Below are 22,356 nucleotides of genomic sequence, written 5' to 3'. Positions count from 1 at the left end.
CATTTTTTTATTTGTTCATCAAGTGTTTTCATCTAATTTTTAGCAAAGATTTCGATTTAGCTAACGATATATTTATCTCTGATCAATTCTCTTCGTATCTCAATTGATTCAATGAATTATTTTAAGATGTGTTTCTTTACACTATTGTAGTACAACTATTAATCATATTCACTTTCATTGTGAATTTTTATAAAAAATACACAACATCTTTTGCCTTAGAACGATCTTTAAAATCTATGACGTTGTTATCATTTAGAGCACAGAAAGCGTGCGCATTTGCTTTCATTCTCTGTATTTTTGAATTTTTAGGTTTTCTTAAAAATGACCACAATCTTGAAGTGTCTGGTGCTGTTTGTGGCGACGATTTATCAAGGAAACCTATAACATAATTCTTATGAGGTGATATGTTTTCTTTTATTTATTTTTTCCAGGTTTTTTTAAAATTTCCTCTGCGTTTTCAGGGCTTCTATTGTCTAAACAATAATGAACATTATATTTTTTACAAATTTTTCTTAGTAAGTTTCTTATTGAATTTGAGCAATAATCGATGTCAAATTTATCTTTCACCAAATTTTTAACTTCATCAGCAGTCCAAAAGCCTTTACTTTCCAATATTGTCTTCAGTTCAAACAGATCTTCGTCACTTAATTTTGATGGTCTGCCTGAACCAGATTTTGGAAGTAACCCTTCATAACCCTTCTCATTCCATCTATTTTGCCAATCATAACCTATTCTTTTAGTTATTCCCAATCTGGAAGTTGCTTCTTCTATAGAATCTCCCAAATATCTAAACCGAACAAAGTATAACTTCTGTTGAATTTTAGCATTCTGTTCGATTTTTATATGCCAATCAAGTTTATCAAGAGAAATCTTTTTTTTAATATGATATTTTTGTGGTCTCTCCATAAATATAGATATGATTTTATAAATGTAAATAATTTATGTGATGGCTATAGTTTTTAATCTCAATCTCTGTTGCGAAGCTATAACTAAAAATTAGATAAGTATAAATCCAGATAAATATAACTCTAAGTAAATTTTTGCTTAAAGGAAGGTTACGTTCTCATCTAAAAATTCTGGATTTACTTAAAGACATTTAAAATGCTCAGTTTCTTAATCTGAAAAGAGGTTTGAAATATAATTCCGGATTATGCCTTAATTTTTAATCCTTTTATTTATATACCGCAGATCCTTGTGGAGTAGGTGTTGTTAGTGGAGTTTTAAAGAGATGAGAACGCAGGTTATACCATGAACTCATTCTATATAATATTTTTAACATATAATGTTCTTTATTAGTATAATTGTTAGTGAAACATAATAACTTCTAGTTCATTGGCATAATAATTATATTAGTAGAATGGCACTCCAGGAGACGAAAAACGGAACCCTGATCCTCCAGATCATGAACAGGATAAACGAGATCGATTTCACCACTTCAAAAAATCTGCACACCTTTGGCACGTATACGAGAAAATCCTCAAAGACCTGCAAAACGCAGGCGATGCAGGAGAGTTTTACACCCGGAGAGCTGTGATCCAGTACATGTGTACATGATTGACCCCAGGCTGGGCGAAAAAGTCCTTGACCCTATCTTATGGAACAGGCGGTTTTCTGACCAGCACAACAGAATATATCCTGAAAATTATTATATCCGTGTCTAAGCAGCAGTCACATTGATCTAACTAAAAATGGGCAGAGGAAAATGTATAGCTAAATCATAAAACTGATCGCCCTGCAAAATGCCCTGTATTGTCATTTTAAAAATATTTAATATTGTTCTTAAAATATTTATAATTCAATCTTCTCCAATAAAGATGAAACAATACTTTGCTGACTTATAAAGTGCTTTCTGAATCTCAAAAACAGTTCCGCATTATCATCCGACGGAACTCGTTCACTCATTTCAATCCATTTTCGGATAATTTCGGATTTTTCATCAAAAACCACCAGTTTTTCAGGCAAAAATATTTCAATCAAGTCTCTGGCAGATGAAGCCCAGTTTATGTACCTTCTAAATAGTTCGTCCTGCACAAGAAACTGCTCGTTAGTTAATTTAAACCATCTGTAATGGAGGGCTGGATCCTCAAAGGGATCGATTTTCATTTCCTGATCGTATTCCCACATTTTAGGCAGGTCAGATATGCTACCGAACCCAACATCCAGGTAAGGGTCGCATTGAATGGGAACAGAATAAAAAAATTCACGTAAAGATTCCATCAAGGCATAAGATTCGGAAATCAAGTCTTCAATTTGCTTTTTAGATTCCTGAGACACTACCACACACCTCTAAAAAAAGTAGGGATTCATATTCTTCTGCAGATTTGCTCGCTATTATTTTTTGTATAAGGTTACCTTAATTACAAGAATGTTTGTAGAGGGCATTTCGATTGTAAAATATGCAATCTACCATGATGAAACTTTTGTATTGGATAGCTCACCTTGAAAAACCGTTCTCATCCTCGCAGAGGAAACCTAATATTCTTTTCCTCAGGTCCTGAATGCTTTATTCGGAGAAAATAAGTTTTGAGAAGTCTTTGCAGGAAATTTCTTACGCGGGACTGAGAAACAATTTGAAAAGAATATAAGGAGAACATATTGCCGCATTCTCTAAGCTCCCGGAAAAATTAACTAGAAAAATAACTGTTCTTAAGAATCTCTACAAGAACTATTTTCCATTAGTGTATCAATAATCCCTTTGCAATCAGCCTGGGTATGAAGGACTTTCAGATGGAATTTGCCACAAATCAGTTTAAAAAACTCATTTTTAAGAATAACTTCTGAGAATTGATTAACGATATTTATAGGACTAAATTATCCGGCCAAGGATCAAAAAATTTAAAAAAGTAAAGTATTAGTCCGCTTAAGCGGAGCGAAAAGAACCGCGCATCGTCGAGCCGCAACTCGAAAGACGCGAAACTCGGGCTTAGTATCTGCGGTCTTCTCTGGGTGTTCTGTGATTAGGAAGACACTCTCTACAGTAAACCGGTCTTTCGGGGTCAGGTTTGAAAGGCACTTCTGTCTCAGCTTTACAGTCTGAACAGGTTGTCTTGTGCATTTCTCTGGGAGCGCCGAAATTAGAATTTCCTCTGAAATTTCTGTCATTAAAAGCCATATTTGTTTCACCTTTGTTTTAGTTTTTGTTAATAGTTTAAAAATAAGATTGTATAGAACTCTTTGTTTAAAAACAAAAAAATGGTTTTTTAACAACAGATGATTATACATCTCTTTATTTTCAATGAAGTTACATGGCACCTATTATATATAAATATATCTGTACAAAAGAAACAACATTTTAGAGCAACGGCTTGAGGAAAAAATTATAGCACCTGATATTTTTAATTCTGGCCGATGACAAAAAAATATTAAAATTGAATTGGACCGGAGAAATATCCTTCAAAATGGGCCGATGCGTACGAAATTTTGATAACTATCAAAACGAAAATTCGGTCGAAAATTCAACTATTCTTTGAAAACAGCCACCCAAGTAAAAATCGTACCGATTTGAAACAATAAAATAACCCCGATGAAGCTCTGTTGATAAAGCAAAACCTGATCGGCCCTGTAAAATGTTCGTTTTGAATCTGCAAAGCTCTGGATTAAGAAAAGGGTATATTCCAAACCTAAAGTATATTTAAAAAAAGTAAAAGTATCAGTCCGCTTAAGCAAAGCGAAACGGACCGCGCATCGTCGAGCCGCAACTCGACCGAAGCGAAAGTAGCTTAATATCTGCTGTTTTCTCTGGGTGTCCTGTGATTAGGAAGACAATCCCTGCAGTAAACCGGTCTTTCTGGGTCGGGTTTGAAAGGCACTTCTGTCTCAGCTTTACAGTCTGAACAGGTTGTCTTGTGCATTTCTCTGGGAGCGCCGAAATTAGAATTTCCTCTGAAGTTTCTGTCATTAAAAGCCATATTTGTTTCACCTTTGTTTTAGTTTTTGTTAATAGTTTAAAAATAAGATTGTATAGAACTCTTTGTTTAAAAACAAAAAATGGTTTTTTAACAACAGATGATTATACATCTCTTTATTTTCAATGCACATACCTAGCACCTAAAATATATAAATGTATCCATGTAGATGAAGGCACATTTCTCACATAACGGCTCCACAAAATCTGTTGATAACGCGCAAAACTGATCGGCCCTGAAAAGATTTCAGCTTCGCTTTATTAAATATAAATACTACAAAAGCAGAATACTTAACATACCAGAAAGGGGGCCAGACCGAATCTGAAAAGATGCCCGTAAACCGGAAGCTTAGGAGCGCCCTTGACATCGTCGTGGATTTTTCCAGAACCCCGACCATCTTCAAAAGCGAATATTATTTTTTATTTTATTGTTACGTATTCCTGGCTTAATTAGACTCTGCCCGTTCCGTCACAGTTGATACAGCTATTGATTCCGTCTCCCCAGCACAATGAGCACTTCTCCCATTCCGTTTCGCCTTCAATTTCCCTCCATTTCCCACCTGCTCCGTCACAGATCAAGCACCTTTCTCTGCCACTACCACCACAGTTACGGCATACATCATTCATGATTCTACCTCCAAGCTTTTTAGAAAGTATTCGCATCTAACAAACTGTATGTATTACGGACACATAATACTGTTTTTAGATAAGTGATGAAAAACGGGAGTTATTTTTATAATAGATACCCTATATTAAAATGATTTTGAAACAATGTTCCTAACAACAAATTTCAAACGAATCGAATCAACTTTTTGTATGAGGGTATACTGTGGAATTTTATTCATATATGGTGTAATCGAGGAAGATTCCGGAGAGCAGGATTCAGGATAAATCGATACAGCTCGTCTCGGCAGAAAATACTTCCATAAATTCGGAAAGGAGGAGAAAAACTCTGGTTTTGACAGAAATACTGAAATTAACGTTGCATTTGAGCACTTATCACCTATAGTTGAAAGGTAGGTCAGACTGTGTTTTTTTTGTCCAGGTATTTTAATTAAAGGGTCGGTTGTGTCCATGGTCTGTTAGTGTAGAGGGTTCTACAACCAATTGTTCTAAGGTTATTTTGGAAACAGAAGCAGAAAATTCTACATTATTTCAGCCGTTTGCAAAGGAAAAATATGTCGTGAGACTGCGTGCCAGAAGTACACAATTTACACAACTGCAAAGCTGGTGGAGGATTTTTCAATTACGCCCATATATTCAATGCCATATATCCGGCGAATAATTAGGGTTCAGGAACGGGTAAATTGTTCTCCTCCAGTCCCTGTAAATGCATTTTAATGGCTTCATAGATATTCCCTGACCTCGATTCAGGTAGATCCGACAGACACAGCAGTCCGGCAGGTCAGGAGAATATTCTCAATAGTTGTTTTTGCTTTTTCAATTCCAACAAAGAAGATCAGTAATTAATTATCCATTTGAATTAAGGCTTAGAAGAGATGGTCGAATTGTCAATTTTTTAAGATTTAACTCAGCAGAATTGTTCCCAGTATTGGTATGCTTTAACGTAGCTCCCCCAGAGTACTAAATCATCCCATTCTTCAAAATCCGTTTCTGATGCTCTCAAATGGATTCTATTCTCAAAAGTAGAAAAGTCCATATCATATTTCTGCTTCATCTCGGTAATCTTTTTGTCGTAGTAATCTATTTTTTGCTCAGCTTTATTGTGCACAAACCATTGTAAGACCACCTGTTCATCTTTATACAGACCCGCTTTTACTATACCGTTCACGGGCTCAAAGATTTTTCCAGGCACTTTTACGTACCGAGTATACTTAATAATGTCTCCCAATATACCACCTATTATTATTTTGTCCCCATCACATTAAATGTTTCGCTTACTTCTTTTTTTTATTCAGGTGAGGCCCTGGAGCTAAACAAAAATAAATTTATAAATTAAAAAACACCCTTATTCTCACCCAACACAATAATATTTTATACACTGTTCTATATTAAATTTATGCATTGAAAACTTTATAGAAGTTGTGAGAATCGGACAATTAAGGGTTCGAGATTCCGGCCGCTGTCTATTGAACCACCTGAATGTTAGTAGTTTCTTTCATGAAATTTTCTTTACCTTATCACATTGCTCTGCAGCACGACTTAACTATCTGCTTGCAGTAACTGGCTCTGTCCTCAATACATTATCAGTAGCTTCTTCACCCATTCCCTTCCTGACCACTTTCAGGGCTAAATCAACGAGAGATTCCTCTTTGCGATATCATAATAAAAAGTGCCTGTATGGCCACAGAAAATTTCCCCACAGTGGCGGCAAATTTATTTTCGGGTTTTTTCTCCGCGGCTTATGGAAGTTCCATTTCCGACAACACTGCCTTGGTCAATAACACAATAAAATTTGCATGAATTATTTGGACAAGCAACCATTGAATTGTTGTTTGGTACCTCATTTCTCCAGAAATAATAGTTTATTACTGTAATTATATAATATAATTCTAGTAAAATAGATTACCAATGCCTTGCCTGCTCGGAAATTGAAATAATATAATGTGGTAAAAAAATATATTTACAAAGCTGTGATTGGTTGATCCATATATATTCTTTGTATATTCTTTGCGTATTTTATTGATATGTTCAGCACTAGATAGATTGGAATCTGGTGAGAATTCTGGGTTTTGAAAGCTAAAAATCATCAGTGTCTGCGGCTAAACCAAGCATGAAACCGGAACGCAACAGAATAAGAATTTAAAATCAGACAAGGTTTAATAAAAAATCGGTGTAAGAAAAGCCTTTTAGAGTTTTCCAGAGTCTTTGAGAGTCTTTAAAAGTGATCCATAAGGCCTGGTCCAATTCATGTAATTTAGTTCTCTACTCAGTTAAGTTACATACCTTCTTTGCAAGTCTTCTTCATACTTAACCATAACATTTATTGTACTTGATTTTGGGTCTCAGGTGCGTAAAATCCTACATATAAAAAGGGCTATCATGGGCTTGAAACTTTTTACGTCAAACAATTTTTTGCTTAAATACAATTTTTGATATAATTAATTTAAAATAATTTGTGTTATTAGTATATTCTGGAGTTGTGGAGTAGAGATGGGGTATCATCAAAAATAAAAGAATCTCCTGGAGGCCGCTGATCCTTCTTCGAATTAATATGTTTGGGAAGCATAAATTCGGAAATACTGTGTTGGGGGATACAGTAGATACAGCGCCTCTGGGCTTCTTCTTATGTCACTATTTTTAATAACATGTTACTAATTTTAATAACAATTCTCTTCTACGGAGATGATTTTGTTCTATCTTTTTCAAAAATGATATAATAAGATGAATAAAAGAGTCGCAAGAGGGAATACCGGATCTCTAGATTTTCGAGATTTCATACTACTTGTACTCTTATACCTGTACTCTTATACCTTTTGTTCTGCTGCATAATTTTCAACAAAAGTGATAAGTGAAATTATTCCCTCATCAAAACTTTCTTTATATTTTTGAAATAATCTATTACTCGCATCGATAGGATGTGCTAAATCAATTAATTTTGCACTTGCGTTCTCTGGATGTTGAAGATCAATAACTATCAGGATACTGGATGCGATAAACGTTCTTTGATTTTGCTTTAATCTCTTTTTGATCAGGTAAAGTTGAGTTATAATATTTCTTAACGCAGCACCTTTGCTCACATTTATTCTATCCAATTGTTCTCTCAAGAAGGTTTCAGAATTTCTACCGATTTTCGCCCTATTTCCATCATCTATTGGAATAGCGCGCCATCCTCGAGTATAAGATTTAGTATAAATATCGTATAGCTTCATTTTCATTTCTTTAAATAAAGCACCAGCTCGATTTTTTTCCCCGGATTCTAAGAGTTGAGATCTGGAGGCAGTACTCTTCCCTATTTTTATATCCAGAGCCACATGCGGCTGTTCTTCAATCCCATAAAACCTGTTTTGCATTATTATAACATTCTCACCCATGTCGCTTACTTCTTGATCATCTCGATTGGTTCGTTCTGTGGCAGGTATAATATCTCGAAGTTCCCCTGGATTGGCATATATCTCATATTCTTTCTGATTTGTTCTTTTTGCTATTTTCCTACCCTCATTTATTCTTCGAAAATTTTCAACATGCCCAGCCATTTGAATTATATTTATGGATTGCATCCCGATGGCTTCAGAAATTAATCTCTTCATATCTTCATCTCACTGCAAGTTGACATTATTGTTTATGTTCAAGCTCGTCATCTGCATACTCTGAGCCTGCTGAACCATACACATGCCACGCCTATGGGGCAAATGTCTGTCCTATCGGTTACATAATATTTGTCCCTTAGGTAATAAGCCAAAACCCTTTCCTTTAAAAGTTTATCCGAATTATAATGAAACCTTACATCACTCATATCAATAAAAGAATTACAAAAGGGCTATAACGTCAGTGACTTTCCTGTCTGGAGAAGTCACTATAGAAACAGCCATTACAGATATTCGGCAGACTTTTGTCAATTAGTCTTCTCAGAACTTCCTGCGGGAGTAACAAACGAAAAAAAGCTTTAACCCAGCGACCTATCCCTTGCTGATTTTAGGGATGGTAAAAGGAACAAAGTGAACATTGGATTAAAAAATACCATTAGCTTAAAATTTTTTACGCCTAGCTATTTTTTGCTTAAAAACAATTTTTGATATAATTAATTTAAAATAATTTACGTTATTAGTACATACTGGAGTTGTGGAGTAGAGCTTGGGGTATCATCAAAAATAAAAGAATATCCTGGGGGCCGCTGATCCTTCTTCGAACTAATTGCTTGGGGGAGCATAATACTTCGGAGATGCTGTATTGGGGGATACGGTAGAGACAGCACCTCTAGGCTTCTTCTATGTTACTTATGCTAAGGTCTCTATTAAATTCTCTTTTTTCTTAATATTTTCCGTAACTATTCATGTCGCCTGTGAAGGCTACACAATTTTCTATGAAGGCTGCACAATTTTCCTCGGAACTAGGAAAAATTGGATATAAAAAAACTGTTTTTCTATTAATTTTAGAACATCATGTTGCTATCTATGATGGTGTTATCGATTTTAAAATGAAGAATAGTTATGAGACTCTTATGGATTTGAGAATCCAAGTTCAAAGAAGTAATTTTGAGTTTTGGTATCGGCTCTCGACGAGTATACTTTCAGTAAGATACCTATAAGTGGATATACGGAAAATACTTACTTTGAGATACTTACAAATAAATTTCATATGAATTCATTAAAATATACAAAAGTGGATAAATATATATACGATAACAATAATCTACCCACTTATCACATGGTTAAAACCTCAAACTCCACTCTTCTTGCATTTTACCGATGTTTTCCTCCTTGCTTTTTTGAGGATCTGTTTCTGGCTTCACAGGTTTTCTGACGCTATTTTGCAGGGGAAACAGTTTTTTCTAAACTGAAAGTATTGAAGGCAAACAGATGAAAAATTAAATGTAAGTAAATTATACAATTCATTGTCAATCGGCTTAGCCTGATAAATATCAATTCGAAGAGCAGTTTATTTACTGCTTAATACTTTCAATCTGCTATATTACTCTATTAATAAAAAGTCTGCATTTTGTTATATGTGTTAAAAAATCTGGGAGTTTATATTGAGGAACCCGCAGAGAAATCAGGGCACCAATTGGCGAGAGCCAGGATATTAACGAGAAAGCCAGAATTTAGCAAAGTAAGTATTATTTAATTATAATCAGTTATTTATAATAATACATAGAATTATCTCCCTGAACAAACTATTCGAGAAGCAAATATAAGCTTTTCAAAAGATTTTCTTAGTTCATATTGTTTCCAGATCTCTGAGATCTCAAACTTTATCTCCAACTTTAAAAATTCTCATTTAACCGATTCAACTGATACAAGAAAAACCCGAGAGAAAAAAAATGAAAAATATTATCATCAAAGGGGCACGGGAACACAACCTGAAAAATATCACAGTGGAACTCCCGAGGGACAGGTTCATTGTTATTACAGGCGTCTCAGGCTCAGGGAAATCTACCCTAGCCTTTGACACTATTTATGCCGAAGGGCAGCGGCGCTACGTGGAGTCCCTCTCTGCCTATGCGCGGCAGTTCCTCGGGATTATGAACAAGCCGGATGTGGACAGCATCGAGGGGTTATCTCCGGCAATTTCCATTGAGCAGAAAACAACATCGAAAAATCCTCGAAGTACGGTCGGGACAGTTACCGAAATCTACGATTACCTTAGGCTGCTTTTTGCGCGAATCGGAACTCCCTACTGTCCGGTTCACAATATAAAAATCAAGTCGCAATCTCCTGAAAAGATTGCGGACAGCATCAGCAGAGAATGTGAAGGTGTGGTAACCATTCTCGCACCAGTCATTCGCCAGAAGAAAGGGACATACCAGCAGCTTTTCAGAGACCTGAACAGCGAAGGCTTCACCAGGGTTAGAGTAAATGGGGAAATTCACAGGACTGACGATAATATTGCCCTTGACCGTTACAAAAAACACGATATCGAAGTGGTGATCGACCGGCTGGATCCTGCAGAAGACCGCTCAAGGCTGGTGGAAGCCTGCGAAAACTCCCTCAAAAAAGCAGACGGGCTCTTGATTGCCATTGATTCTGAAGGAAAAGACCACCTCTATTCCTCTAACATGGCCTGTCCGGTCTGCGGAATGTCTTTCGAAGAACTCCAGCCCAGGATGTTTTCCTTCAACAGCCCCTTCGGGGCCTGTGAAGCCTGTAATGGGCTCGGGATCAAGATGGAGTTCGACGTTGACCTGATTATTCCGGATAAAACTCTCTGTCTTGCAGACGGAGCTGTCGCTCTGTACAGAAACTACCTGGACAGTTACCGGAGCCAGCACCTGGCAGCTGTGGCAAAACATTTCGGTTTTGACATTTTTACCCCTATTGAGGCTCTATCAGACGAGCAGTACAGGGTCCTCATGTACGGCTCAGACGAACGCATTCAGTTCAGCATGAGTATGAAGAACGGCGATGCTCATTGGTCTCACAAAGGCACCTGGGAAGGGCTGCTCCCGCAGTCTGATAGGCTGTACAGCCAGACAAAGTCTGATTACCGACGAAAGGAACTTGAAAAATTCATGCAGGTCCAGCCCTGCCCGCAATGCGAAGGCAAGCGTCTGAAGGAAAAAGTGCTCGCAGTAAAGCTCGGCGATAAATCCATTGTGAATACGACAGACCTCTCAATCATAGACTGTATTCAGTTTTTCGAAAACCTGGAACTCTCTGAAAAGGAAAAGGGGATCGCTAAACAGGTCTTAAAGGAAATCCGTTCCCGGCTTGGCTTCCTTGAGCATGTGGGGCTCGGGTATCTCACTCTTTCCCGGAGTTCAGGCACTCTCTCAGGAGGGGAAGCCCAGAGAATCCGGCTGGCTACACAGATTGGCTCGAATCTTATGGGAGTGCTCTATGTACTCGACGAGCCTTCCATAGGGCTGCACCAGAAGGATAACGAGCGGCTTATCCAGACTCTTCAGACCCTGCGAGATCTGGGAAATACCCTGATTGTTGTAGAGCACGATGAGGATACTATCAGGGCTGCGGACTATGTACTGGATATAGGACCAGGGGCAGGCATCCATGGCGGCTATGTAGTAGCCGAAGGTACGCCTGAAGAAATAGAAAAGAATCCTGAGTCTCTGACAGGCCAGTACCTCTCAGGAAAAAAGCAGATAAAACCGCCTGCTCTCCGCCGGCAGAGCGATGAGTTCATCCGGCTTAAAGGTTGCAGGGCAAATAATCTGAAGGATGTGGATGTGAATATCCCTATAGGGCTCCTGACAGTTGTCACAGGTGTTTCGGGTTCTGGAAAGTCCACGCTTATTTATGACACTCTGTACAAAGCACTGATGAAAAAGATAAATAAATCAAGTGTAACACCAGGCGACTATGACGAGCTGGCTTTTGATTCCGAGATAGACAAGGTAATCGTTATTGACCAGAGCCCTATTGGCAGGACTCCTCGCTCGAACCCTGTCACCTATACCAAGGTCTTTGATGCCGTCCGGCAGGCTTTTGCCGAAACGAAGGAGGCAAAAATTCGGGGGTACAAAAGCGGGCGTTTCTCCTTCAACGTAAAGGGAGGACGCTGTGAAGCTTGCCAGGGAGATGGGCTGATAAAAATTGAAATGAATTTCCTACCTGATGTGTACATCGAATGCGAGGAATGCAAAGGCACACGCTACAACCGGGAAACTCTCGAAGTAAAGTACAGAGGCAAATCGATTGCAGACGTTCTGGATATGACAGTAGAAGAGGCTGCAGAACATTTCGAGAATATCCCTGCAATCAAAGGCAAGCTCGACACTTTAATAAGAGTCGGGCTGGGCTATATCAAGCTCGGGCAGAGTTCAACAACCCTTTCTGGAGGGGAAGCCCAGAGAATAAAGCTGACAAGGGAGCTCTCTAAAAAGGGCACTGGAAAGACCATTTATCTCCTTGATGAACCCACTACCGGACTTCACTTCCATGATGTAAAAAAATTGATCTCGGTCCTTAACGGGCTTGTAGCAAAAGGAAATACCGTAGTCGTGATAGAGCATAACCTGGACGTAATTAAATCGGCAGACTATATCATCGATCTTGGTCCCGAAGGTGGAGACGCAGGCGGAGAAATTATTGCTTCAGGGACTCCGGAGGAAGTGTCCATGGTTCAGGGAAGCCATACTGCGCGTTTCCTTGCTCCCAGGCTTTCAGGGGGGGCATCATATCTGGAAATATCTGAGGCAGAGCCAATTGAGGCAGTTTGTGAAGAAGGAGAAGTGTTTGAGGCCTATTATGAAGAGTCTGAAGACGATATGAGTGATGGCTCTGAAGACTTTGAAGAAGACTCCGAAGAAAGTTCCGAAGGATTCAAACACAGGGCAGATAAAGCATTTGAAGAGCAGCTAATTTAAATTCCGTATATACTTAAATTTAATTAAATGAGGTTTAAAAATGATTGACCTGGAGGCCCTTCCTCATCTGCCTGGTTGCTATCTTTTCAAGAATGAAGATGGGGTTGTGCTGTACGTGGGCAAGGCAAAGGACCTTAAAAAACGGGTGAGTAGCTATTTCCAGAAACGAGATCATGACTCGAAAACAGAGAGCCTTGTGCAGACTGCCAGGAACCTTGACTTCATTGTCACAAACACTGAAGTAGAAGCCTTTCTTCTCGAAAATACCCTTATTAAAAAACACTGGCCAAGGTACAACATTGCTCTCAAGGACTCAAAACGGTATGCCTGCATCCACCTGACTGAAGAAAAGTTTCCCCGGATCAGGCTTGCCCGAAAGAAAATAGAGGGTGGAAATTTTTTTGGGCCCTTCGTTTCTGCACGGGAAAGAGATTATATTTTTGAGGTTGTAAGAAAGACATTCCAGCTCAGGACCTGCAGACAGATGCCGAAGCGTGCCTGCCTCAGATACCATATAGCCGCATGCAGCGGGCCCTGTATAGGTGCAGTTTCCACGCAAGAATATGGGGAGAAGGTGAAAAGAGCTATATCTGTCCTGAAAGGCAATATCAGAGAGCTTATAGAGTCCATAGAAAAAGATATGAGGGAACTGGCAGCAAAGCAGCAATTCGAGCAGGCTATGGCTCTAAGGGATGAGATTGCAGCCCTTGAAAATCTCCAGGAAAAGCAAAATATGGAAAGGCAAAAAAAGTACAACGAGGACATCCTGAACTATATTGTCAGGGATGATACTGTCTACCTCATGCTCTTCAAGGTTTACAAAGGTACTCTTGAGGACAAGCAGGACTATGTTTTTGCCTTTGGAGAAAATTTCCTGGAAGAGTTCCTGGTACAGTATTATTCAGAAAATGAGCCACCTGAAGAACTGATCTTGCCTGAGCTTCTCGAAGAGTCGCTTGCTGATTTTCTGTCCCACGTTAAAGGAAAAAAAGTTAGAGTTACGGTTCCGAAGCAGGGGGAGAAAAAAGAACTTCTTGACCTTGCCCTGAAAAATGTTGAGATCGGATTTTTCGGAGACCGGAAAAAGCTCGAAGCCCTGCAGAGTAAACTTTCCTTTCCGAAACTTCCGACTGTTATAGAATGTTTTGATATCTCCCACCTTTCAGGCACGGCTACAGTCGGCTCCATGGTTCAGTTTCGGGGAGGCAGGCCCGATAAACACAACTACCGCCGCTTCAAAATAGAAAGTGTTGAAGGAATTGATGACTTCGCTTCCATTGCCGAGGTTGTGCGCAGGCGTTATTCCCGCCTGCTTGAGGATAAACACGATATGCCTGACTTAATTATTATAGACGGGGGGAAAGGGCAGCTTTCTTCAGCTTTTCAGGAACTCCGGAAGCTCAAAATAAGGATTCCTATCATTTCCATAGCCAAAAGGGAAGAAGAAATCTATATGCCAGGTATCAAATCTCCTCTTCCCATCAAAAGAGATGAAAAGGCCTCCCTCTTTGTCCAGGAGATCAGGGACGAAGCCCACAGGTTTGCAATTACCTATAACCGCCTGCTGAGGCAAAAATCATTGATTCCTGAAAATAGTTGATTCCTTAATCGTCTTTGTGTTTAGATGTGTCCGCTATTTAAATTTCCGATACTTTGAGGTATTTAATTTTAATTTCCGATATTTTAAAGTAGTTAATTTCAATTTCCAATATTTTAAGATATTTAATTTTAATTTCCAATATATTAAGGTCTTGAATCTATGAAATCTTCCGATCAGACATCAGATGCACTATCAAAAAAGTTCTCCGAAACGATACGCGATGCCCGATATCTGGACAGCCCACAGTTCAAGCTGGTTTCCGATTTTGAGCCAAGGGGTTCCCAGCCGCAGGCAATCGAAAAACTTGTGGAGGGGCTGAAAAAAGGGGAGCGGCTCCAGACCCTGCTTGGGGTAACAGGATCCGGGAAGACTTATACTGTTGCAAATGTCATAAACCAGATCAGGAAACCGACGCTTGTTATTGCTCACAACAAGACCCTTGCAGCCCAGTTGTATAACGAGTTCAAGGAGTTCTTCCCTGAGAACAGGGTGGAGTATTTTGTTTCCTATTATGATTACTACCAACCTGAGTCCTATCTTCCTGCAAAGGACCAGTATATTGAAAAAGACGCCCAGATCAACCCTAAGATCGAGCAGATGCGCCTTGCTGCCACAGCCTCTCTGATGTCGCGCCAGGACGTTATCGTAGTGGCATCCGTATCCTGTATCTACGGCCTTGGTAATCCTGAGAACTTTCAGAAAATGGGATTTGAACTGAAAGTTGGAGACAAGGTTCAGAGAAAAGAAATCCTCCTGAAACTTATCGATATCCTGTTCGAACGCAATGACCTTGAACTCATGCCCGGACGTTTCAGGGTAAAAGGAGATACTATTGACATTATTCCCGGGTACTTTGATAATATCATCCGGGTTGAACTTTTCGGGGACGAAATTGACCGGATTTCCGAGGTAGACAAGCAGTCAGGACAGAAAACAGAGGAAATGGACTATTTCTTTGTCTATCCTGCCAGGCATTATGTGATTCCTGAAGAGGAGCAGAAAAGTGCAATTAAGTCCATCTTCGAAGAACTTGAAGAATCTCTTCCTGCTCTCGGGCTGCTTGAGTCTCACAGGCTGAAGCAGCGTACGCTTTATGATATGGAGATGATTGAGGAAACCGGCAGTTGTAAAGGAATTGAAAACTACTCGAGGCATTTTGACCACCGCAAGCCAGGAGAGAAACCCTTCTGCCTGCTGGACTATTTCCCTGATGATTTCCTGCTGGTCATTGATGAGAGTCACCAGACCATTCCGCAGCTTCACGGGATGTATAACGGGGATCGCTCCAGAAAGAAAAGCCTTATCGATTATGGGTTCAGGCTTCCCAGCGCCTACGATAATAGGCCTCTCAAATTTGATGAATTCAAACAATATATGAAAAACGTGATTTTTGTTTCGGCAACCCCTGCAGATTACGAAAGGGAGCATTCAGCCCGGATTGTAGAACAGATCATCCGCCCGACAGGCCTTGTTGATCCTGAAGTTGAGATTCGCCCTCTTGAAGGCCAGGTTAAAGATGTTATGCAGGAGATCCAGAAGATTGTGGAAAGAGGAGATCGCGCTCTCGTAACTACTTTGACCAAGAAACTTGCTGAGGAATTAACCGAATATCTTGCCAGAAATGAGATCAAAGCCCGCTACCTTCACTCTGATATCAAAACGATGGAAAGGACTGAAATTATCCGGGAACTGCGCCTTGGCAAATTCGATGTCCTCGTCGGGATCAACCTGCTCAGGGAAGGGCTTGACATCCCTGAAGTAGGCTTCATCGGTATTCTGGACGCAGATAAGGAAGGTTTCCTGAGAGACTCAAAAAGCCTGATCCAGATCATAGGCCGCGCAGCCCGGAACGCAAGTTCGAAGGTTGTCCTTTATGCAGACAGGATGACCGATTCCATCAAAAAAGCTGTTAATGAGACCGAACGCCGTCGCAACATGCAGATTGCCTATAATAAAGAGCATGGCATTGTCCCGACAACTATCAGGAAATCCATAAAGGAAAAGGTAGTGGATATTACCGACACCAAACATATCCCGAAAACAGATATACCCAATGTAATCATCGAGCTGGATGCGGAGATGAGGGAAGCTGCCGACAGACTGGACTTTGAGCGTGCAATCCAGGTAAGGGAACTGATCAAAAAGCTGGAGAAAGAGATAAAAGTGGCCTGAGAGAGTTAGGAAGCCTCCTAGCTCTTAATATTTTTTTTCTCATCTGCCTTTTTCGTATACCTTCAAAAACTTTGACGGGAATAGAATTATTGTCTATCTCGTTTGGTGGTGAAAAGAAGGATCCGCTGGTGGGTAATACCTGGACTCTTTTTGCCCTCATTTAATTTTTTTGACCGATCTTAGCTGCTTGTTCTATATTTATTATCGAATCTGATTAAACATAATACTCAACGTAGAAGCGGTAAGCAACCTGCAGTTCTTTCATTTCTCTCGGTTCCGGGCCAAAATCAGGCTGTCCGGATTTGTAAATTTTTCCCCCTAAATTTTTGAAAGTGACTTCGCATTTTGTATTTGTGGGAAGTTGAGCCTCAAAGCTGTCGCATTTATTGCAGATTTTCCGGGTAAGAGTTCCTGTTTCTTCGGGACTGAAGGTTTTTTTGTTTTCAGGACTGTAATTTACCTCAACTACAAGTTCTTCCTTGCTTACTAAATCCGCCCAGAAGCCGGAAAGTTCAGTTCCTTCTATTGTGTAGTCCTGAAGCTCGAAACTTCTTGTTATTGTGTTCTTGATTTTACCCTCTTCCATATGCTTAGTTTGGAAAGTGGATATATATAAAACATCTTAAAAACAAAGGATGTCCTTGAGAATAAGGGTTGGAGTTTGTTCAAGATTAATTTTAGAACTTTTTAGAACCGATTTTTTAGAACTGCCGGGCCTTTTTGAAAAGGACTCTAAAAAAGCCAATAGAAAACCAGTAAAAGTTTATTTCTTATAGAAACAATTTTTTTCTTCTATCTCGTACTATCTCGTAGATACTCTGTAGTAGATACTCTGCATTTTTGTAGTCATATTTGTAACTCATTTGCTGTATAGTGAGGACCTGCTTGTTTGCTTATATTCATAAACGATAAGGTACAATAATAGCTTGGAGTGAATAACTGTGGATAAATTTATGAAAATAGTGAGTTGTATTTTGGCAATAATAGGATTTGCTTGTGTTGTAAAACACATCAGGCATTGCAAAGAAGGCTGCTGTTTGTGTGGCTGGCATAAAACAAAAGTAGAAGACGAAAAACCAACAGGTGCAACTGTATCGCACAAAATAAAAGTAGAAGATGAAAAAGTACATGGTTCAAGGTATGGTTCTACTCCGATCCGTTATTAAACCCGACAATCATAAGTGGAAGAATTGTGCCAGGATATAAGGTTAAGAAAAACCTTGTATATTTTCCTTATATATGGCATCTTTTTCTTTTATCTCGAAAACCGCCAACCATCTAATTTTACTCCTTTAAATAACCATAAATATCAGGATTATTCAAAAAAGCTGTACATAACAAGCAGTTATGGCTCCTTGCCATTCACACAGAGCCTTTGCACATGAAATTCATTTCCTTATTCTCCCTTTTCTGAGACAGGACCACAGTAGGTGTCTTCAGGACATTTAATAAGCGAGTGCGCCCGACGATTGCTGCTATCGTCTATGACCGGGTATATCTGAAACCAATGTTATTCGGAATATGAGACTTTTTATTATTCTCTGGGTTTTTAATTGATTGCGACCACAGAATGCGGAAAATAACGATAAATTTTGACGATCCCAACAGATATTAAAAAGTCTCGACGCTGAAGACAGGACTACTTACGTTAATGAAAAAATGGCTCGATGATCCAACATTTCGTGCTGGTGTAGCCTTGTGCCAAGCCAGGGCCAATAGTTATCACGGCGACATTCTTGGGCTACGTACTTTACGGCCCTGTCGGCGCTGTTATAGCCACGGCAAGCATATTCTTGCCTTCGTTCCTTATGGTAGTAGGGATTGTTCCTTATTACGACAAATTCAGCAGCTCTCTTTGGTTCAACAGGGCAGTCAATGGTATCTTTCTTTTGTAGGGCTGCTGGCCTCGGCTGCCTTCCACTTTGCCTTAAGCATGCCGTTGGATATCTTCCATGCCGTGACGACCAACGTTGCATTTATTGCATTGTTCTACAGGGCTGACATTCTGTGGGTAGTTCTAATAGGAGCTGTGATTTCAGTAATTTGGGGAATTAAGACAATATAAGTAAATAGGGTCCTCTTAAACTCGCCATCAAAATGAAGATTATTTTTTTTCCACGAGCTAATCCCAGAACTCAAAATTGATTCTCTAATCGCGTATTCTGGATGAGCTCATCCCAAAACCAATTTTATTTGGTATTTGGTAGATCGATATTGAAAACCTTCCATTTTAGAAATGTAAAAAAATCTAATGGTGGATAATAGATATTCCAATTTTCATCATTACTTCTAATATAAAGTGTTATTTCTAATCCTGCTTTTTCAGTATAACCAATACCTAACCAATGTAAATACATGTTTTTATTTTTTTCAAACCATATATAAAACTCAGTTGGATTGTTATTTAGATTCGAAACTAAAGCAAAAATGTAATTTTCCAGCAATTTCAGCTGTTTTGGAGATGTGTAAATATGGTAACCAAGTACTAATTTTGGAGTACTTCTAGCAGTAACTAGATTCAAATTGTCTAGAGGGACTATATTTTTTATTTCATAGAAAATCTGTTCCGATGTGATCAACTTTAAATCTTCAATAACATGTGTATAATCTGCAGAAGGAACGTCTGGATAGACTTTCAGATCCCAATTGCCATTTGAGTCAAATTCATAGCCATATCCTTTATCTCTTTCACGAAAATAAATTCTTTTAGTATTCATATCTAAATTTAAACCTGCAATTATTAAGCCATTCTCATTGTGCCTTTTTTTTATTACGTTATATAACTCTCTGGGAGCATTCATTGTATTCAGCAATTTTTCTGTTTTCTGCCAGACATTAGTACCATTTATTCCAAAGATTGGAATAGAATATCTATTGTAACTAATCGAACTGGAACTTATCTTGATCGAATTTTCAATTTTTGGAGAAAAAGAGATTCCCCAAGAAGTTTGGATTTCTTCAATCGAATAATAAAAATCTAAGGCTTTTTCGATAGCACTTTCATTTTGTCCACTTTTAATCAAACTTATATACTCATTCATTCTGATCACAACTTAACGGTTTTAAAGTAGACTAAAACTAGAAATTGATAATCAAATTTCTCTAATGGGCATCTTTGTTTGACAGGGACATTCTGGTTGTGCATCATAAATTGTACCGTATGAAGAAAGTGTATCTCTGATACAATATCCTTTAATTCGATGACAATCTTCGAATTCCAAACATTCATAACACACCGAATTTTTGAATTTTTCACGTGGGGGATAAATAAATTCTATTATTTTCTTTGAGTTCCATACTCCCATGATTCCTTCATCAAAGACATTGCCAACAATAAATTCTTCTTCATGGGGGATTTGCTCACATAAAGTAACATCACCGTTAGGTTGGATTATCATGTTTGAACGTCCCCCCGAACACACCCGTCGATTAATCCATTTATTTAACGAAAAGTTTCTGCTTCCCCCCATGTATAATTTCGTTTCAATGTTTATATTAAGATTGGGATAATTTTGATGTACGGATTCTGCAAAATTACATATAAATTCCTTATGTTTAATAGATAAAAATAGATTATCATTATGTCTATATCGACTTCTGCTATATTGCACAAACTGAAAATCTTGAACTCCGAGATTTGAAAATTCGTTAATAATACTAGGAATTTCAAGATAGTTTAAAGGAGTCAGTACGCATTTTATTTTAGGAAAGATCCCTTCGTTCACTAAATTTTTAACTGATTGAATTGTCTTTTCATAATGGTCTTTCCTTTTAACCATATATCCTGCAGTTGATGCATCGACACTATCTATACTTAGTTGGACATGCCGAATTAAATGCTCAGGTATATCCCTAATACCTATTTGCATTGCTGCCAAAGACTTTGCAGCTTTTTCATCAATAGCGGACTTTGTAGAGAGCATAAAAGCAAAATCTCTATCTACCATGGCACTTAATATGTTAAGAGCATCTGATCGTGAAAAGATGTCAGTTCCACCGATGTCCACATGGAAGATTTCATTCTCTTGAAGTTCATCAAAAATTTTTATCCACTGACTTAGCTCTCTTTCCTCGCATTTTTTTCTCTCAGCATAGCAATATATGCAGTCAAATTGACATCGGTCTGTGAATGATATGCTAACAGACAAGGGCCTGGATAGTCTTACTACAGGAAATCGATATTTATAAATATCGGGAACTAGTTTTTCGGGATTGTTTAGTGAAGGACTCTTTTCACCCTCAAGCTCTAAAATATCTAAATTAACAATTGCTGTGATTGTTTGATCAACTATTTCTGATAATTTTGTGTTGTTTCCTTCTATCTTTTCGAGAGGACATTTTTTTGAAATTTCGGAAAATATCTCATAAGAGAATTTTTTGATATCCGAGAGATTATTTGTACCATCAAATAAAGGGAGAATTAGAGCTATATTAAAAGGTAAAATTCGATAACTATTTTTTGAAATAGTTTCGTAAGCTATAACATATTCTCCGTCGTTTCTTAGGATCTGGTCTTTTGCTAAATGGGGACTATCCTGTTCACAAAGTAGCACGTTTATCAACAACCAAAAGATGTAAATTATTACGAATAAGTGCGCACCAAGTTAGCAGCTCTTCGCTTTTGGGGAAGTTAATAATTCTCAAGTTGAAAATTGGTCTCACAAATGAGAAAAACATGATCTGACTTTCATTTTTCAACTAAATGTCTTCAAATGTTCCATATCTAAATACTTATATTTAGATAGCATTTATAAATAGAGCTAATCCCAAAACCCATTTTTCTTACAACGATAAATTTTCAGAATCGTTTTCTAGTCGAAATGATTGATCGTTTATAATTTGATAATTTTAGAGAGTCTACTCGGTTTTGGGATAGGCTCATAATTACTCACCATATTACTCACCATAATAGTGAAAATAAGTGAATAAACAGTTTACCATTTCGAGCCTTCAGTTATGCAAATATCATGGCAACTTTCTACAGTAGTTGCAGATACCTTTCCATAAGCATTTATCAATGAATTTTCAAGGTCTTTTGCTTCAACTTTTACATTCTTTTTTTCTAATTCGGCCTTTACCAATTTTACGAATTCAGGTAATTTAGCTTTATCATTTTCGGATAATTTTACCATGTATATCATTCCATTATTTAAGTTTCTTTTATTTTTCACTAGCTCTATGGAAATTGTCGAGCTCATCCCAAAAATCAATTTTATTGTTTACATCAATAAATGTTTTAGAATCATTTTCATGATCTAAAACTTATTGATCTCTCAGAATTTGAAAATTAAGAGACTCATTAGAGTTTGTGATCAGCTTGTCTATTTAACAGACACTTTCCATATATTTCTAGTTAGTTACAGTACTATATTTTTATGTATAAAAAACTTCCTAACATTATAAACTGTATTATAATCTAGTTGTTAACACAAAAATCATTAAAAATCCTGACGCTGAAATCTGGAATCCACTGCAGTGATCTAAAAACAATTGCTGCATCTTTATCCCATATTCCGCAAGTGGACAAAAAGCTGTATACTATACTACGATTCGCCATTAAGCTACCTTTTCCATTTGAGAAAATCCTATTGGCTAACAAGCTCAATAGTTTAGCAATAAGATTACACATATCTCAGAAATTGTACGAAAAGTACTGTTTCTTTTGTAATGCCTGCTTATACGTAAATTTTAAATAGGTAAAATTTTGTACATTTTAGTACATTAGATAAATAAGCC

Annotated in this window: 18 protein-coding genes; 6 read left to right on the top strand and 12 right to left on the bottom strand. The window is 38.1% G+C overall.

From position 1 onward, the window contains the following. Window positions 1-414 precede the first annotated feature (414 nt). Window positions 415-906 carry a helix-turn-helix domain-containing protein gene (locus tag RG963_RS08125; RefSeq protein WP_310575764.1) on the bottom strand — a complete coding sequence of 164 codons (492 nt, stop codon included), beginning with the start codon at window positions 904-906 and terminating at the stop codon, window positions 415-417. 451 nt (window positions 907-1,357) lie between these two features. Between RG963_RS08125 and RG963_RS08120 the strand changes: the two genes are divergently transcribed. Beyond that, a complete protein-coding gene (locus RG963_RS08120) occupies window positions 1,358-1,534 on the top strand; it encodes a hypothetical protein (protein ID WP_310575763.1) in 177 nt (58 codons plus the stop codon). Window positions 1,535-1,788: 254 nt separating this feature from the next. Here RG963_RS08120 and RG963_RS08115 read toward each other — a convergent pair whose 3' ends face one another. From RG963_RS08115 to RG963_RS08090, 6 genes are all read right to left on the bottom strand, one after another. Next, window positions 1,789-2,274: a hypothetical protein gene (locus tag RG963_RS08115; RefSeq protein ID WP_310575762.1), complete on the bottom strand. Its 486-nt coding sequence runs from the start codon at window positions 2,272-2,274 to the stop codon at window positions 1,789-1,791. 649 nt (window positions 2,275-2,923) lie between these two features. Next, window positions 2,924-3,112, bottom strand: coding sequence for a CxxC-x17-CxxC domain-containing protein (locus tag RG963_RS08110; protein ID WP_310575761.1), 189 nt, complete (start codon window positions 3,110-3,112; stop codon window positions 2,924-2,926). 607 nt (window positions 3,113-3,719) lie between these two features. Beyond that, a complete protein-coding gene (locus tag RG963_RS08105; protein ID WP_310575760.1) occupies window positions 3,720-3,908 on the bottom strand; it encodes a CxxC-x17-CxxC domain-containing protein in 189 nt (62 codons plus the stop codon). Between the two features lie 446 nt (window positions 3,909-4,354). After that, window positions 4,355-4,531, bottom strand: coding sequence for a DnaJ-like cysteine-rich domain-containing protein (locus RG963_RS08100; protein WP_310575759.1), 177 nt, complete (start codon window positions 4,529-4,531; stop codon window positions 4,355-4,357). Window positions 4,532-5,435: 904 nt separating this feature from the next. Continuing rightward, a complete protein-coding gene (locus tag RG963_RS08095) occupies window positions 5,436-5,756 on the bottom strand; it encodes a hypothetical protein (RefSeq protein ID WP_310575758.1) in 321 nt (106 codons plus the stop codon). Between the two features lie 1,576 nt (window positions 5,757-7,332). After that, window positions 7,333-8,115 carry an inositol polyphosphate kinase family protein gene (locus RG963_RS08090; RefSeq protein ID WP_310575757.1) on the bottom strand — a complete coding sequence of 261 codons (783 nt, stop codon included), beginning with the start codon at window positions 8,113-8,115 and terminating at the stop codon, window positions 7,333-7,335. Between the two features lie 1,730 nt (window positions 8,116-9,845). On the opposite strand from RG963_RS08090, the gene uvrA reads away from it, so the two are divergent. The 3 genes from uvrA to uvrB all read left to right on the top strand — a co-directional run bounded on the left by uvrA (window position 9,846) and on the right by uvrB (window position 16,620). After that, window positions 9,846-12,848, top strand: a complete 3,003-nt coding sequence (gene uvrA, locus RG963_RS08085; protein WP_310575756.1) for an excinuclease ABC subunit UvrA — start codon at window positions 9,846-9,848, stop codon at window positions 12,846-12,848. Between the two features lie 40 nt (window positions 12,849-12,888). After that, window positions 12,889-14,448, top strand: a complete 1,560-nt coding sequence (gene uvrC / locus RG963_RS08080) for an excinuclease ABC subunit UvrC (protein WP_310575755.1) — start codon at window positions 12,889-12,891, stop codon at window positions 14,446-14,448. A 159-nt stretch (window positions 14,449-14,607) separates the two neighbouring features. Continuing rightward, complete coding sequence (gene uvrB / locus RG963_RS08075) at window positions 14,608-16,620, top strand: excinuclease ABC subunit UvrB (protein WP_310575754.1); 2,013 nt, start codon at window positions 14,608-14,610, stop codon at window positions 16,618-16,620. Here uvrB and RG963_RS08070 read toward each other — a convergent pair. Then, window positions 16,586-16,780, bottom strand: a complete 195-nt coding sequence (locus tag RG963_RS08070; RefSeq protein ID WP_310575753.1) for a hypothetical protein — start codon at window positions 16,778-16,780, stop codon at window positions 16,586-16,588. The two genes, uvrB and RG963_RS08070, sit on opposite strands and share 35 nt — an antisense overlap. 54 nt (window positions 16,781-16,834) lie before the next feature. Next, window positions 16,835-17,206, bottom strand: a complete 372-nt coding sequence (locus RG963_RS08065; RefSeq protein WP_310575752.1) for a hypothetical protein — start codon at window positions 17,204-17,206, stop codon at window positions 16,835-16,837. Between the two features lie 355 nt (window positions 17,207-17,561). Between RG963_RS08065 and RG963_RS08060 the strand changes: the two genes are divergently transcribed. Further along, on the top strand, window positions 17,562-17,786 hold the full coding sequence (locus tag RG963_RS08060; RefSeq protein ID WP_310575751.1) for a hypothetical protein: 225 nt from the start codon (window positions 17,562-17,564) through the stop codon (window positions 17,784-17,786). 485 nt (window positions 17,787-18,271) lie between these two features. Then, on the top strand, window positions 18,272-18,685 hold the full coding sequence (locus RG963_RS16685) for a hypothetical protein (protein WP_310575750.1): 414 nt from the start codon (window positions 18,272-18,274) through the stop codon (window positions 18,683-18,685). A gap of 124 nt (window positions 18,686-18,809) precedes the next feature. On the opposite strand, the gene RG963_RS08050 is transcribed toward RG963_RS16685, so the two are convergent. The 3 genes from RG963_RS08050 to RG963_RS08040 form a co-directional block, all read right to left on the bottom strand. Beyond that, window positions 18,810-19,661 (bottom strand): hypothetical protein, encoded by an 852-nt coding sequence (locus RG963_RS08050; RefSeq protein WP_310575749.1) that lies wholly within the window; start codon window positions 19,659-19,661, stop codon window positions 18,810-18,812. A gap of 51 nt (window positions 19,662-19,712) precedes the next feature. Beyond that, a complete protein-coding gene (locus tag RG963_RS08045; RefSeq protein WP_310575748.1) occupies window positions 19,713-21,173 on the bottom strand; it encodes a radical SAM/SPASM domain-containing protein in 1,461 nt (486 codons plus the stop codon). A gap of 381 nt (window positions 21,174-21,554) precedes the next feature. Further along, window positions 21,555-21,818 carry a hypothetical protein gene (locus tag RG963_RS08040; protein ID WP_310575747.1) on the bottom strand — a complete coding sequence of 88 codons (264 nt, stop codon included), beginning with the start codon at window positions 21,816-21,818 and terminating at the stop codon, window positions 21,555-21,557. Window positions 21,819-22,356: the final 538 nt, after the last annotated feature.

Origin of the sequence: Methanosarcina baikalica (assembly GCF_031461075.1) — an archaeon.
GTDB classification, from domain to species: domain Archaea; phylum Halobacteriota; class Methanosarcinia; order Methanosarcinales; family Methanosarcinaceae; genus Methanosarcina; species Methanosarcina baikalica.
The sequence above is the reverse complement of the archived record's forward strand: the minus strand, read 5'-3'. Positions and strand labels throughout refer to the sequence as shown.